Raw genomic sequence first — 14,080 nt, 5'->3', positions numbered from 1 at the left:
GTGGAGGGTGGCCCGGCGACGGTGCTGGTGGTCGACGACAGCCCCACCAAGCGCTACCTCCTGGTCAGCTGGCTGTCCCGGGCGGGTTTCACCGTGCTGGAGGCCGAGACGGGCACCGAGGCGCTGGCCCGCGTCGAGGTGGTACCGGTCGATCTCGTGGTGCTCGACGTGCGGCTGCCCGACCTGAACGGGTTCGAGGTCTGCGAACGGATCAAGGCGGCGCACCCGGCGTTGCCGGTGATCCACGTGTCCGCGCACGCGGTGGACGTGGTGGACCGGGCGCAAGGGCTGACCCGGGGCGCGGACGCGTACCTGGCCGAGCCGATCGAGCCGGAGGAACTGGTCGCCACCTCCCACGCGGTGCTGCGCTACTACCGGGCCCGGCAGCGCGCGGAACTGCTCGCCGAGCGGCTGCTCGGGCTGGCCGACACCACACTGGCGGTGCACTCCGCCCCGAACTTCGCGCGCCTGCTGGAGGAGGCGGCGGCCGGCGCCGCGCAGATCTTCAGGAGCCCGGCCGCCGTGGTCGCCGAGACGTTCGACGGCGACTGTCTCGCCGGGATCGCGGCCGGCCCCGACAGCACGGCCACGATCGTCCCGTGGATCGTCGACGACTCCGGGGTGCCGACCGGGACGAGGGTCCAGGTGGACGAGCCGGCCGCCTGGGGCCTGGTCGACTGGCCGACGGACGACACGGTGACGGTGGCCGCCGCCCGGCTGCGTGAGGACCGTGCGCCGCTCTACGTGGTCGTGCCCACCGCCACGCAGACCGCCCGCACCCCCGTGCTGCGGCAGCTCGCCCAGGCGGTGGCGGCGGCCGTGGAGGCGCAGCGTTCCTTCGACGAGGAGCACCGCATCGCGGTCACCCTCCAGCGCAGCCTGCTGCCGCGCCGGATTCCGGAGATCAACGGACTCGACCTGGCCGTGCGGTACGAGCCGGCGAGCGCGCAGACCGAGGTGGGCGGCGACTTCTACGAGCTGGTGATGCTCGACGGCCACCTGCTGCTGGCGATCGGCGACGTGGCGGGCCACTCGCTGCACGCCGCGACCGTGATGGCCGAGCTACGGCACGCGGTGCGGGCGTACGCGGTGGAGGGGCACCAGCCGGGCGAGATCCTGGACCGGGTCAACGAACTCATGCGTACGCTGCTCCCCAACGAGCTGGCCACGATCTGCGTACTGCTGCTGCACCCGCCCAGCGGCCGGGTCCGGCTGGCCAGCGCCGGGCACCTGCCGCCGGCGCTCAGCATCGACGGCAAGGTGGAGTTCGTTCAGCACTCGGCCCCGCTGCTCGGGGTGCGCGCCCCCCGACCGCCGGACCTGGAGTTCGTGCTGCCGGCCGGGGCGACGCTGGTGTTCTACACCGACGGGCTGATCGAGCGGCGGGACGTCACGATCGACGACGGGCTGGCCGCCCTGGCCGTGGCCGCCGGCCACATCGACGACGACCTGGACCGCTTCTGCGAGCGGCTCCTGGTCGAGCTGGCCCCGCCGGAGATCCACGACGACGTCGCCGTGGTGGCGCTGCGCCGCCGCTGACCGGTGGCGCCGGCGGGGCACCCGGTCAACGCCGGGCGGGCACTGCCCATAAGGGGTGGCGGCCGGGCCGGCCGACCGAGTGGGCGTACGCGGCGGGGGAGACGCCGATGACGGCGCTGAAGTCGCGGACCAGGTGGGACTGGTCGCTGTAGCCGAGTTCCGCCGCGAGCCTCGCCCAGTCGAGCGGGCCGCCGGCCGCCTGCTCCACCGCCTCGTGCAGCCGGTACTGGCGGATCACCCACTTCGGGCCGACGCCGACGTACGCGAGGAACAGGCGTTGCAGCCGCCGGACGGACACGTCGCGTCGCCGGGCGAAGTCGTCCACCCGCCGTACCGTCCGGTCGGCGCGGATCGCCTCGACCAGCTCGATGACCTCGTCGGTGACCGGGTCCGCCTCCGGCGCCCAGCCGGTCAGCAGGTCGTCCAGCGCGCGGCAGCGCTCGGCGTCCGTACCGTCGCAGCGGCCGGCGGGCCCCGCGCCGCCGCCCGTCCTGCCGCCGTCCGACGCGATGCCATCCGCCGTGCTGACGCCCGACCCGATGCCGTGCGGCGCGGCGGCGACCAGGGCGGCGGCCGGCGGCCAGCGGTCGGCGAGCGACGACATCGGCCACCGCCGCCCGGTCAGCTCGGCGACCGGGCGTCCCCGCCAGAACGGGCGGAACCCGCCCGGCCGGAACTGGACCCCGCTGACCTGGCCGGCGCCGGCGAGCGTGATCGAGAAGAGTTCCAGCCCGACGCCGGACACCTCGGCGGTCTCCGGGCCGGCACCGTCGCGCTGGAACACCACGTTGACCGCCGGGTGCGGCACGACCCGCTGCGTGAGCGGCTCGGGCAGCTCCCAGTCGACCAGCCAGTAGTGCTCGACGTACGGCCGGAGCGCGACGGCGGGCAGGTGCCGGCGGAAGTGGACCCGCCGCAGCAGCCCGGCCGGGTCCACGATGCCCCGGCTGTCCTCGCGCGGCTGGTGTCGCATTTCTTCAAGACCACCCTCATACGCTGGCCGTATGGCAACCCAGACTAGTGACCTGCTGGCGGCGGCCGCGTCGCCGACCGTGGCGGTGGTGCGCGCGATCGCCGACGAGCAGCTCGACCTGCCCACGCCGTGCCGCGGGTACGCGGTGCGCGACCTGCTCAACCACCTGTTCGAGGTGGTAATGAACTTCCAGGCCCTGGCGGCGAAACGCCCCGTGGAGTGGGCGGACAAGCCCGACCACCTCACCGATGACGGCTGGCGCGACCGGTTCGCGGCCGAGACGCGGCGGCTGGCCGACGCCTGGTCCGACCCGTCGGCCCTGGAGGGCGTCTCGCCGGGGATGGGCATCCCGCAGGCCACCGTCGGCGGCATGGTGCTGCTGGACCTGACGGTGCACGGCTGGGACCTGGCCGCCGCGACCGGCCAGCCGTACCGGCCCGCCCCGGAGGCGGTGGCCGAGCTGCACGAGCTGGTCGCGCAGCTCGGGCCGAACGCCCGGAAGATGGGCATCTTCGCCGAGCAGGTGCCGGCCGACGCCGGGCTGTCGGGGCTCGACCGGCTGCTCTGCGACACCGGTCGCGACCCCGCCTGGTCTGCGTCCGCCTGACGTCAGCCGGCGGAGAAGAGGCCGGCGGAGAGCGCGAGCAGCGTCCCGGCGGCGGCGGAACAGCAGCACACGAGCAGGAACGCGACCACCGCGAGGATCGCCCAGACGCGCCGGTCGCGCGCCGCCGCCCGCCACCCCGACGCCGGTACGTCCTCTGCCGGCTCGTCGTCGTCCCCGGCCCCGGTCATCCCGGCAGTCTAGGTGCCCCGGGCGGGCGTCACCCGCTTCCCGCCATCGCCACGAGGCGGCGGGCGAGCCGGACAAGGGACTCCCGCAGCTCCGGAGGCTCAAGCACCTGCGCCTCGAAGCCCAACCGGGCCACGTGCAGGGCGAGCCAGTCCAGGTCCTCCCCGCCGACGACGAGTACGCACCACCCGTCGCGGTCGTCCTCGACGCGCCCCACCTGGGGCGGCACCAGCTCCCGCACCCGCTCGGGCCGGGCGTGCACCCGCACCCGGGCGACATGCCGGTACGGCGCCTCGGCCACGGAGCGCTGCACGTAGGCGCGCGGGTCCGGGTGCTCCCGCGCGCGGAAGCGCCAGGTCGTCGCCGCCACCTCGCGCATCCGGTCCAGCCGGAAGGTACGCCAGTCGTCGCGGTCGACGTCCCAGGCCATCAGGTACCAGCGGCGGCCGGTCGTGACCATCCGCACCGGTTCGACCGTGCGCCCGCGCTCCCCGCCGGCGCGGTCCGGGTAGCGGAACCGCACCCGTACGGCGTCGCGACAGGCCCGCGCGAGCGTCACCAGCAGCTCCCCGTCGATCTGCGCCGTGGGACCGACGAGGGTCTCGGTGGCGCCGTGCACCGCCCGGACCTCGGCGCGCAACCGGGCCGGCATCACCTGGTCGAGCTTCGTGAGCGCCCGCAGCGCCGCCTCGGCCGCCCCGGCGACCGTGCCCCCCGACGCCAGCCGCAGGGAGACCGCCGTCGCGATGGCCTCCTCGTCGTCGAGGAGCAGCGGCGGCAGCCGGCTGCCCGCGCCGAGCTGGTAGCCGCCGCCGACCCCCGCCGTCGCGTGCACGGGGTAACCGATGGCGCGCAGCCGCTCCACGTCGCGGCGTACCGAGCGGTCGGTGACCCCCAGCTCGGCGGCCAGCTCGGCGGCGGTCCAGGACGGCCGCCGCTGCAACAACGCCAGCACCCGCAGTACCCGTTCGGTGGTCGCCTCGACGGTCACCCGCCGATCGTTGCACGGATAACGGAACGATCCTGTCCGCTATCCACGGGAGGCTGTGGTCATGACCGACTGGAACCCCCTGCTGCGCGAGCAGCTCGACTGGCACTGGACCAACCAGCTGCGCGGTCGTCTCGACGGCCTCACCGACGACGAGTACTTCTGGGAGCCGACGCCCGACTGCTGGAACGTGCGTCCGCGTGGCACCGGCACCGCACCGGTGCAGGCGGGGAGCGGCGCGATGACCATCGACTTCGCGATGCCGACGCCTGATCCGGCGCCGTTCACGACGATCGCCTGGCGGCTCGGGCACGTGATCGTCGGCGTGCTCGCGGTGCGCAACGCCGGGCACTTCGGTCGCGCGCCCACCGACTACCAGTCGTTCGAGTACGCCGCGACGGCGGCCGGGGCGCTGGCCCAGCTCGACCGGGAGTACGCGGCGTGGCGGGCCGGTGTCGAGTCCCTCGGCGAGACGGGCCTCGCCCGGCTGTGCGGGGAGGCGGAGAGCCCGTACGCCGACCTTCCGATGGCGACGCTGGTGCTGCACATCAACCGCGAGCTGATCCACCACCTGGCCGAAGTGTGCCTGCTGCGCGACCTCCACCTGCACAATCGACGGCAGACCCGACAGGAGACGAACTGAGATGGCCCGTGACGTCCAGATAACCTTCGATTGCGCCGACCCGGCCGGGTTGGCGGCGTTCTGGGCCGAGGCCCTCGGCTACCAGTTGCAGGGTCCGCCCGGGGACTTCCAGTCGTGGGAGCAGGCGCTGGAGGCGATGGGCGTGCCGCCCGAGCGCCGCAACGACGCCTCGGCCCTGGTCGACCCCGAGGGCTCCCGGCCGCGGCTGTTCTTCCAGCGGGTGCCGGAGGGCAAGCAGGCCAAGAACCGCGTACACCTCGATGTGCGCGCCGCCCCGGGGGCCGAGGGCGACGCGCGGATGGCCGCCCTGGAGGCCGAGGCCGAGCGGCTCGTCTCGCACGGCGCCACCCGGCTCAGGCGATACGAGCCCGAGCCCCCGCTCGGCGCCGGCCACATCGTGATGGCCGATCCCGAGGGCAACGAGTTCTGCCTCGACTGATCGGCCGGCGCGGCCCGGCCCTGCCCTCGCGACGCGCCGCAGTCCCGCTGCCCCGACCGTGACCTCGACCGCCGCCTTGAGTGCGGCCCCGACCGCTGCCCTGAGCGCGACTTCGGGGGCGGCGGCGGGTCCGTCCACATCGACCGGATCGGGCAGGATGGGGCGATGGAGCTGGTCTCGATCACCGACGTCCGGGCCGCCGCCGCCGACATCGCGGGCACCGTGACGCGTACCCCGCTGCTGCGGACCGGATGGGACGCGGAGCTGTGGCTAAAGCCGGAGAGCCTGCAACCGGTGGGGTCGTTCAAGCTGCGCGGCGCGACCCACGCGATCGCCCGGCTCACCCCGGAGGAGCGGGCGCGCGGGGTGGTCACCCACTCCTCGGGCAACCACGGTCTGGCACTGGCGTACGCCGCCCGGGCGGCCGGCGTGCCGTGCCGGATCGTGGTGCCGGAGGGGGCCCCGGCGGCGAAGGTGGACCGGATCCGGGCACTGGGCGTCGAGGTGCTGCTGGTGCCGCCCCCGCAGCGCGGCCCGGAGGCCGAGCGGATCGCCGCGACGACGGGTGCCGTGCTGGTGCCGCCCTTCGACGACCGGCGGATCGTCGCCGGGCAGGGCACGGTCGGGCTGGAGATCGTCGAGGACCTGCCCGACGTCGACGTGGTGCTGGTGCCGGTGGGCGGCGGCGGGCTCTCCTCCGGCGTCGCCACGGCGGTCACGGCGGTGCGGCCGGCGGCGACGGTGATCGGGGTCGAGCCGGAACTCGCCGCCGACGCCCGGGAGTCGCTGGCGACCGGGTCGGTGGTGGTGTGGGGCGAGGAGCGCACCTACCGGACGATGGCCGACGGGCTGCGCCTGCCGCCGTCCGAGCTGACCCTCGCCCACCTGCGGGCCCGGCTCGACCGCATCGTCACGGTGACGGAGGAGGAGATCCGGGCCGCGATGGGCCGGCTGGTCCACGACGCACGCCTGGTCGTGGAGCCGAGCGGCGCGGTGGCCGTGGCCGCCCGGCTGTTCCACGCCGCCGAGCTGCCGCCCGGTCGTACGGTCGCCGTGGTCACCGGCGGCAACGTCGACCCGGCGGTGCTGGCGGGCGTCCTGGGCTGAGCGTGTCGCCCGTCCTGCGCTGAGACGCCGGGCGTCCTGGGCTGGAAGTGCCGGGCGTCATCCGCTCCCGCACGGAGCTGGCCCGCGCCCTCTCCTGCGCCGAGCGCGTGTCGGGAAGGGCACCTTCCTGGTCGGGATCCGTCAGGAAGGTGCCCTTCCTCAACCGCAGGTCAGGCGCGGCCGAGGCGGTCGAGGATCCAGGCGTTGACGAACGCCTCCTCGCGCCAGGAGTTGTAACGGCCGCTGGGCCCGCCGTGGCCGGCGCCCATCTCGGTCTTCAGCAGGTAGTCGCCCTGCGGGGCGACCGCCCGCAGCCGGGCGATCCACTTCGCCGGCTCGTGGTAGAGCACCCGGGTGTCGTTGAGGCTGGTCACCGCGAGGATCGCCGGATAGTCCACCGCCCGCACGTTCTCGTACGGCGTGTAGGACTTCATGTACGCGTAGACCTCCGGGTCGGCCAGCGGGTTGCCCCACTCCTCCCACTCGGTGACGGTCAGCGGCAGCGACGGGTCGAGGATCGAGGTGAGCGCGTCCACGAAGGGCACCTGCGCGACGATCCCGGCGAACGCGTCCGGGGCGATGTTGGCGACCGCGCCCATCAGCAGCCCGCCGGCCGAGGCGCCCCGGGCGACGAGCCGGTCGCTCGTCGTCCAGCCCGCCTTGACCAGGTGCCGGGCGCAGGCGACGAAGTCGGTGAAGGTGTTCTTCTTGGCCAGCAGCTTGCCCTGGTCGTACCAGCGGCGGCCCAGCTCGCCGCCGCCCCGGACGTGCGCGACGGCGTAGATGACGCCCCGGTCCAGCAGGGAGAGCCGGGCGATGGAGAACCACGGGTCGATGCTCGCCTCGTACGAGCCGTAGCCGTAGATCACGCAGGGGGCGGAGCCGTCCTTCGGCGTGCCGGCCCGGCAGACCAGCGAGATCGGCACCCGGGTCCCGTCGTCGGCGAGCGCCCAGTCGCGGTGCTGCTCGTAGTCGGCCGGGTCGTACGCCCGTCCGTCCGGCCCGGGCTGCACGGGCTTCTGCCGGCGCAGCACCATCTGCCGGGTGACCAGGTCGTAGTCGTACACCGAGTCGGGAGTGACCAGCGAGGCGTAGCGGAGCCGGAGCTGCCTGGTCTGGTATTCGGGGTTGCTGTCCAGCCCGACGCTGTAGAGCGGCTCCGGGAAGTCGATGTCGAAGGCGTCGCCACCGCCGATCGGCAGCACCCGCAGCCCGGTCAGCCCGTTGGTGCGCAGCGAGACGACCAGGTGGTCGGCGAAGGCGTCGACGGCCTCCAGCCGGGTGCCGGGTGAGTGCTCGATCAGCGGCACCCAGTCGCCGGGGGCGTCCGCCGAGGTGTACGCCAGCGCGAAGTCCTCCGCACCGTCGTTGTGCAGGATCAGGAAGCGGTGCCCGTGGTGCTCGACGGCGTACTCCACGCCCTGCCGCCGGGGCGCCACGGACGCCGGCACACCGGTCGGGTTGCCGGCCGGGATCACCAGCACCTCACTGGTGATCTTGCTGTGCGCGTCGATGAGGATGAACCGCTCCGAGCGGCTCAGCTCCACGCCGACCCAGAACCGCTCGTCGTCCTCCTGGTAGACCACGACGTCCTCGCTGGACGCGGTGCCCAGGGTGTGCCGCCACACCCGGTTGGGACGCCACGTCTCGTCCACGGTGACGTAGAACAGCACCGAGGCGTCGGCCGACCAGGCGGTGCCGTAGAACGTGTCGGGCACCTCGTCGGGCAGCAGCTCGCCCGTGGAGAGGTCCTTGACCCGCAGCGTGAAGCGCTCGTCGCCCGAGAAGTCCGTGGAGTAGGCCAGCCACCGTCCGTCCGGGCTGACGTCGAACGCGCCGAGCGCGAAGAAGTCGTGCCCCTCGGCGACCACGTTGCCGTCGAGCAGCACCTCCTCGCCGTCGAGCGGCGCGCCGTCCGTGCTGAGTGGCGGCTCGGTCTCGCCGTCGCGGACCGCCCGGCGGCACTGCACGCCGTACTGCTGGCCCTCGACCGTCCGGGTGTAGTACCAGTAGCCGCCCTTGCGGCTCGGCACCGACAGGTCGGTCTCCTGGGTGCGCCGGCGGATCTCCTCGAACAGGTCGCCGCGCAGCCCTTCGAGATGCGCCGTCCGGGCCTCGGTGTACGCGTTCTCGGCGGTCAGGTGGGCGATCGTCTCCGGGTCGTCCTTGCCGGTGAGCCAGGCGTACTCGTCGACGACGGTGTCGCCGTGGTGGGTGCGCTCGCTGGGCACCCGCTTCGCCGTGGGTGCGGGGGTCTCGGTGGTCACGGCGCCACGTTACCGGCCGCGCGCCGCCCGCCGCGCCGCCTCGTCGGACCCGCCGCCACACCTTTCGAACATGTGTACGATGGCCGGCATGGCGGCTGCAACGAGTTCCACCGACCGGCCCGGAGCCCTCGACATCACCCGGCGATTGACGGAGATCTGCGGCCCGCCGTTCGCCCGCTTCGCCGGCCCGGCCGACGAGGTGGCCGGCCGCCCGGCCCGCTGGGTCGCCGTACCGGGTGGTGCCCGGGCCGCGGCCGAGGTGCTGCGGCTCGCCGCCCGGCACGACCTGACGGTGGTGCCACGCGGCGCCGGCACGAAGATCGACTGGGGCGCCGCCCCCGACCGGGTCGACATCATGCTCGACACCGGCCGGCTCGCCGGGATCGGGCACGGGCCGCCCGGCACGCCCACCACGGAGGTCGGGGCGGGCACGCCGCTGCGGGCGGTGCAGGCCACGTTGGACCGCACCGGGCAGCGCCTGGCGCTCGACGCCCCCTCGCCCGGCGCCACCCTCGGCGGGGTGCTCGCCGCCGGCGAGGCGGGGCCGCTCCGGCACCGCCACGGCAGCCCCTGCGACCAGCTCGTACGCGTCCGCTACCTCGACGCCGAAGGCGAGCTGGTCGACGCCGGGGGAGGCGCCGCCGGGCTGGAACTGGCCCGGCTGCTCTGCGGCTCCCAGGGGGCGCTCGGCGTGCTGGTCTCCGCGACCCTGCGGGTGCAGCCCGTCCCGGCCGGCCGGATCTGGGTTAGCCGGCCGGTGTGGACCCCGCTGGAGGTGCACGAGCTGGTCCGCACCGTGCTCGCCGCGCGCCTCGACCCGGCCGCGGTCGAGCTGGACCTGCCGGCCGGCGCGGGACCCCGGCCGCGGCAGGGCAGCCGGGCCGCCGCGATGGCCGCCCACCCGTCCATGATGGGGCGTGCCGGCGGCGGCCCGGCCGGTGCCGGGCGGCTGGTCGTGCTGCTGGAGGGCGGTCCGGCTGACGTCGCCGAGCGCGCCGACCGGCTCGTCGCGCTCCTCGGCGCGGGTGCGACCGCCAGCCACGCCGTGCCCGAGTGGTGGCGGCGCTACCCGTTCGGCCCGGGCGACACGGCGCTGCGGATCGAGGTGCCCATCGCCGACCTGCACGCCGCCGTCTACGCGCTGCGCGACGCTGCCGGTGGCCCCGTCCCGGTGCGCGGCTCCGCCGGCCTCGGCGTGGTGCACGCGGCCCTGCCCGGCACCATGCCCCCCGACCGGGTGGCGTCGATCCTGGCCGCCGTACGCGGCGTGCTGCTCGCCCGGCAGGGCCGGTGCGTGGTGCTCGCCGCGCCGGCAGCCGTCCGGCGGGAGGTCGACCTGTGGGGCGAGCTGGCCGGGCTGGCCCGGCTGCGCGCGGCCAAGGAGCACCTCGACCCCCACCACCGCCTCGCCCCGGGCCGCCTCCCCGGCGGCCGCTGACCGGCAGCGCCCTGCCGCCGATGGACCGGGCGCGCGGACGGAGCAGGTCAGGTCCGACCGCCGGAAGACCGCCCGTCCCTGTCAGGTGGCGTCGTTGCGGAGCACCAGGATGGCGATGTCGTCGCGGGGCGCCTCGGTGGAGAAACCGATCGCCGTCGAGCGGAGCCGCGCCGCGATGACGTCGGCCGGGTAGCCGGCCAGCGGGGCGGCGGCGTCGCGCAGCCGCTCGGTGCCGAACAGATCCCGGCCGCGCCGCCGCTCGGTGACCCCGTCGGTGTAGAAGACCAGCGCGTCCCCCGGGCCGAGCGGCACCTCGGCCGACGGGGAGGCGATCGAGTCGAGCAGGCCGAGTGCCGTGCCCCCGGTGCCGACGAAGCGCGCTCCGCCGCCAGCGGGCAGCAGCACCGGTCGATCGTGGCCGGCGAGGTGCAGGGAGACGGAGAGCTGGTCGCCGTCGCCGGGGCCGACCGCCGCCAGGGCCAGCGTGCAGTAGCGCCCGCCGCCTCGCTCAAAGAGCGTCTCGTTGACCCGGGCCAGCGCCTCCGGCAGCGGCTTGCCGTCACCCACCAGCACCCGGATGACGTCGCGGACCAGGCCGGTGACCGTCGCCGCCTGCACCCCCTTGCCCGAGACGTCGCCGATCACCACCAGCCAGCGCCCGTCCGGCAGGGGCACCACGTCGTAGAAGTCCCCGCCGACGTCGACGTTGCCGCCGGTCGGGACGTACTCGGCGGCGAGACCGATGCCCTCGACCACGGGCAGGGCCGGCGGCAGCAGCGACTGCTGGAGGGTGTGCGCGATCCGCCGGCGTTCGGCGTGGATCCGGGCGTTCTCGATCGCCAGCGCCGCCCGCCGGGCGACATCCTCCAGCACGGCGACCTGGTCCGGGTCGTGCCGGTGCCGCTGGTGTCGACCGACGGCCATCGTGCCCAGCCGTTGCCCCCGCGCGATCAGCGGGACGGCGAAGCCCTCCATCGGCGCGCCGAGCGGCATCTGGGTGCCGTTGCGGGACGCCTCGCGCAGCCGGGCCTGGACCGAGTCCGGGCCGGTCTCCTCGAGCGCCTGGTGCAGCTGGGGCAGCACCGACTCGTCGGCGTGGCTGGCCGCCGCGAGGCGGAGCCGACCCCACTCGTCGGTCGTGTGCACCGCGCACCACTGCCCGAGCCGGGGCACCACGAGCTGCGGGACGAGCGCCATCGTCAGCTCGACGTCGAGTGACTGCGCGAGCAGCTCGCTGGCCTCGGCGAGGAAGGTCAGCCAGGCCTGCCGGCGGACGTCCGCCCGGCGGAGCCGGTCGTTCTCCAGGTGCAGCGAGAGCCGTTCGGCCATCAGCACGGCCAGCGGTCGCGCGTACGCCGACGGGGCCGCGTCCAGCTCCAGCTCGCCGGCGTACGGCCGGTGCACCGCCAGCGGCACCCGGAGCAGCTCGTTGCCGGGCCGGGGCTGGCGGCCGTACCGGGCCAGCACCTGGGGGCCCTGCCCTTCGCCCCGGTCCAGCCGCACGACCCCGCCCGCCGCGCCGACCATCTCCGCCACGCGGGCGAGCAGGCTGGTCGCGAAGTCGGGCAGCGGATCCTCGGCGTACGGGTCGGGAGTGATCTGCATCAGCTCGCTCATGGCCCCGGCGCTCGGCGCGGAGTTCTCCGCGTCCGCAGGTGCGCCGCCCCCGGCGGTGGCCGCGCCGGGTCTGCCCACTGCCCGGTGACCGGCGGTCGGGCCGGGCAGGTCCAGCCGGAACCAGACGCCCTTGCCGGTGGGCAGGTAGGTGGTGCCCCAGCGGCTGGCGAAGTGGTCGACCAGCAGCAGTCCCCGGCCCCGCTCGGAAACCTCGTCGATGTCGGTGGTGTCGTTGCGTACCCCGACGGTCAGCTCCTCCACCGGGCCGGCGGCGAAGTCGGACACGGTGACGGTGATCCCGACCGGATCGGCGACCACCTCGATGTCCAGCTCGGTGCGGGCGTGCTCCACGGCGTTGGTGGAGAGCTCGGTGGTGAGCAGCATGGCCTCGTTGGCCAGTTCGTCGAGGCGGGCCTCGGTGAGGACGGACCGGACGAGGGCCCGCGCCGCGGCGGGCGTACGCCGGTCGGCGGGGAGCCGGACGCGCCGGACGTGTTCGTCTCGGCCCCCGGTCGTCGCGGGCCCCGCCTCCGCTGACATCCCCGTATCCTCCACCGCCACCGCGCGACTGCCAAGCCACTCTCCGCCCCGCCCTTCCGCCGATCATGCACTTGTGGTGGGCTGTTTCTAGCGCTCTGCCCGTTTCGCGGGGCACCGCAACTGCGTGATCGACGGCCTGGAGGGTGGGCGCGTGGGGTTGGCGGGGAGGGGTCCGCAGGCACAATGAGGGGATGGCCGGCGTCGGCAGGACCCGGTGGCCCCGAGCTGAGCGAGGAATGATGAGCACGAAACAGTCGGCGACCGCGGACCCGTCCGCGCCCGACCACGAGGCGCTCCTCGGCGAGCTGACCGAGGCGCTGCGGCGGGTTCGCCGGGGTGACCTGAAGGTCCGGCTGCCCCGCCGGGCGGGCCGGGCCGGTGAGGTGGCGGACGCCTTCAACGAGGTCGTGTCGCTCCAGGAGCGGCAGTACCTCGACCTGCGGCGGATCAGCCGGATCGTCGGCCGGGACGGCCGGCTCACCGAGCGCCTGGACGACGAGGGCCTGGACGGCTCGTGGGCGGAGGGGCAGCGGGCGGTCAACTCGCTGATCGACGACCTGGGCCGGCCGACCACGGAGATCGCCCGGGTCATCGTCGCGGTGGCCGACGGCGACCTCTCCCAGCACATGGCCCTGGAGATCGACGGCCGGCCGCTGCGCGGCGAGTACCTGCGGATCGGCCGCACGGTCAACACGATGGTCGACCAGCTCTCGTCCTTCTCGAACGAGGTGACCCGGGTGGCCCGCGAGGTGGGCACCGAGGGCAAGCTGGGCGGCCAGGCCGACGTGCGCGGCGTCGCCGGCACCTGGAAGGACCTCACCGACTCGGTGAACACCATGGCGTCGAACCTGACCGGCCAGGTGCGGTCGATCTCCCACGTGGCGACGGCGGTGGCCCAGGGTGACCTGTCGCAGAAGATCACGGTCGGCGCGCGCGGCGAGGTCGCCGAGCTGGCCGACACGATGAACTACCTCACCGACACCCTGCGGCTCTTCGCCGAGCAGGTGACCCGGGTGGCCCGCGAGGTGGGCACCGAGGGCAAGCTCGGCGGGCAGGCGGACGTGCCGAACGTGGCCGGCACCTGGAAGGACCTGACCGACAGCGTCAACTCGATGGCGTCCAACCTGACGGCCCAGGTGCGCAACATCGCGCAGGTCTCCACGGCGGTGGCCCGGGGCGACCTGTCGCAGAAGATCACCGTGGCGGCGCAGGGCGAGATCCTGGAGCTGAAGGACACCGTCAACACGATGGTGGACCAGTTGTCGTCGTTCGCCGACGAGGTGACCCGGGTCGCGCGTGAGGTGGGCATCGAGGGCAAGCTGGGCGGCCAGGCCCAGGTGCGTGGCGTCTCCGGCACCTGGCGCGACCTGACGGAGAACGTCAACCAGCTCGCCGGCAACCTGACCAGCCAGGTCCGCAACATCTCCCAGGTCTCGACGGCCGTGGCGAAGGGCGACCTGTCGCAGAAGATCACGGTCGACGCCCAGGGCGAGATCCTGGAGCTGAAGAACACCGTCAACACGATGGTGGACCAGTTGTCGTCGTTCGCCGACGAGGTGACCCGCGTCGCGCGCGAGGTGGGCACCGAAGGCAAGCTGGGCGGCCAGGCGCAGGTCAAGGGCGTTTCGGGTACGTGGCGGGACCTGACGGACAACGTGAACTCGATGGCGTCGAACCTGACGTCGCAGGTGCGCAACATCGCCTCGGTCACCACGGCGGTGGCGAAGGGCGACCTG

General features: G+C 74.5%; 12 protein-coding genes. 7 read left to right on the top strand and 5 right to left on the bottom strand.

Annotated elements, in window-relative coordinates; translation table 11 throughout:
* The gene (locus tag ACGFIG_RS10205; protein WP_393001159.1) at nt 1-1,539 is read left to right on the top strand and encodes a SpoIIE family protein phosphatase; all 1,539 of its coding nucleotides are present in this window, start codon (nt 1-3) and stop codon (nt 1,537-1,539) included.
* Nucleotides 1,540-1,564: 25 nt separating this feature from the next.
* Here ACGFIG_RS10205 and ACGFIG_RS10200 read toward each other — a convergent pair whose 3' ends face one another.
* Complete coding sequence (locus tag ACGFIG_RS10200; protein ID WP_393001157.1) at nt 1,565-2,512, bottom strand: DUF6597 domain-containing transcriptional factor; 948 nt, start codon at nt 2,510-2,512, stop codon at nt 1,565-1,567.
* 31 nt (nt 2,513-2,543) lie between these two features.
* Here ACGFIG_RS10200 and ACGFIG_RS10195 point away from each other — a divergent pair, with 31 nt between their 5' ends.
* The gene (locus ACGFIG_RS10195) at nt 2,544-3,119 is read left to right on the top strand and encodes a TIGR03086 family metal-binding protein (RefSeq protein ID WP_393001155.1); all 576 of its coding nucleotides are present in this window, start codon (nt 2,544-2,546) and stop codon (nt 3,117-3,119) included.
* 2 nt (nt 3,120-3,121) lie between these two features.
* On the opposite strand, the gene ACGFIG_RS10190 is transcribed toward ACGFIG_RS10195, so the two are convergent.
* Together ACGFIG_RS10190 and ACGFIG_RS10185 are read right to left on the bottom strand one after the other, a co-directional pair.
* The gene (locus ACGFIG_RS10190; RefSeq protein ID WP_393001153.1) at nt 3,122-3,307 is read right to left on the bottom strand and encodes a hypothetical protein; all 186 of its coding nucleotides are present in this window, start codon (nt 3,305-3,307) and stop codon (nt 3,122-3,124) included.
* Between the two features lie 29 nt (nt 3,308-3,336).
* A complete protein-coding gene (locus ACGFIG_RS10185; protein ID WP_393001152.1) occupies nt 3,337-4,296 on the bottom strand; it encodes a helix-turn-helix transcriptional regulator in 960 nt (319 codons plus the stop codon).
* A gap of 61 nt (nt 4,297-4,357) precedes the next feature.
* On the opposite strand from ACGFIG_RS10185, the gene ACGFIG_RS10180 reads away from it, so the two are divergent.
* From ACGFIG_RS10180 to ACGFIG_RS10170, 3 genes are all read left to right on the top strand, one after another.
* Nucleotides 4,358-4,936, top strand: a complete 579-nt coding sequence (locus ACGFIG_RS10180; protein WP_393001150.1) for a DinB family protein — start codon at nt 4,358-4,360, stop codon at nt 4,934-4,936.
* Between the two features lies 1 nt (nt 4,937).
* On the top strand, nt 4,938-5,375 hold the full coding sequence (locus ACGFIG_RS10175) for a VOC family protein (RefSeq protein ID WP_393001148.1): 438 nt from the start codon (nt 4,938-4,940) through the stop codon (nt 5,373-5,375).
* 165 nt (nt 5,376-5,540) lie between these two features.
* Entirely contained in the window at nt 5,541-6,482 is a 942-nt protein-coding gene (locus tag ACGFIG_RS10170; protein ID WP_393001146.1) for a threonine/serine dehydratase, read from the top strand.
* A gap of 170 nt (nt 6,483-6,652) precedes the next feature.
* On the opposite strand, the gene ACGFIG_RS10165 is transcribed toward ACGFIG_RS10170, so the two are convergent.
* Nucleotides 6,653-8,749, bottom strand: coding sequence for a S9 family peptidase (locus tag ACGFIG_RS10165; protein WP_393001144.1), 2,097 nt, complete (start codon nt 8,747-8,749; stop codon nt 6,653-6,655).
* Nucleotides 8,750-8,837: 88 nt separating this feature from the next.
* Here ACGFIG_RS10165 and ACGFIG_RS10160 point away from each other — a divergent pair, with 88 nt between their 5' ends.
* Nucleotides 8,838-10,187, top strand: a complete 1,350-nt coding sequence (locus ACGFIG_RS10160) for an FAD-binding oxidoreductase (RefSeq protein WP_393001142.1) — start codon at nt 8,838-8,840, stop codon at nt 10,185-10,187.
* 81 nt (nt 10,188-10,268) lie between these two features.
* Here ACGFIG_RS10160 and ACGFIG_RS10155 read toward each other — a convergent pair whose 3' ends face one another.
* Nucleotides 10,269-12,344, bottom strand: a complete 2,076-nt coding sequence (locus ACGFIG_RS10155; RefSeq protein ID WP_393001140.1) for a SpoIIE family protein phosphatase — start codon at nt 12,342-12,344, stop codon at nt 10,269-10,271.
* Between the two features lie 239 nt (nt 12,345-12,583).
* Between ACGFIG_RS10155 and ACGFIG_RS10150 the strand changes: the two genes are divergently transcribed.
* Nucleotides 12,584-14,080, top strand: a 1,497-nt coding sequence (locus tag ACGFIG_RS10150) for a HAMP domain-containing protein (RefSeq protein ID WP_393001138.1), incomplete at its 3' end; no start/stop codon positions are given.

The sequence above is a fragment of the Micromonospora sp. NPDC049048 genome, from assembly GCF_043197615.1.
In the GTDB taxonomy this organism is placed as follows: Bacteria; Actinomycetota; Actinomycetes; order Mycobacteriales; family Micromonosporaceae; genus Micromonospora.
This window is presented reverse-complemented; position numbering and strand designations above follow the sequence as displayed.

Coding starts and splice junctions, on each gene's coding strand:
- ACGFIG_RS10160 (WP_393001142.1), top strand. CDS start 8,838: ATGGCGGCTGCAACGAGTTCCACCGACCGGCCCGGAGCCCTCGACATC.
- ACGFIG_RS10155 (WP_393001140.1), bottom strand. CDS start 12,344: ATGTCAGCGGAGGCGGGGCCCGCGACGACCGGGGGCCGAGACGAACAC.
- ACGFIG_RS10200 (WP_393001157.1), bottom strand. CDS start 2,512: ATGCGACACCAGCCGCGCGAGGACAGCCGGGGCATCGTGGACCCGGCC.
- ACGFIG_RS10180 (WP_393001150.1), top strand. CDS start 4,358: ATGACCGACTGGAACCCCCTGCTGCGCGAGCAGCTCGACTGGCACTGG.
- ACGFIG_RS10175 (WP_393001148.1), top strand. CDS start 4,938: ATGGCCCGTGACGTCCAGATAACCTTCGATTGCGCCGACCCGGCCGGG.
- ACGFIG_RS10195 (WP_393001155.1), top strand. CDS start 2,544: ATGGCAACCCAGACTAGTGACCTGCTGGCGGCGGCCGCGTCGCCGACC.
- ACGFIG_RS10190 (WP_393001153.1), bottom strand. CDS start 3,307: ATGACCGGGGCCGGGGACGACGACGAGCCGGCAGAGGACGTACCGGCG.
- ACGFIG_RS10170 (WP_393001146.1), top strand. CDS start 5,541: ATGGAGCTGGTCTCGATCACCGACGTCCGGGCCGCCGCCGCCGACATC.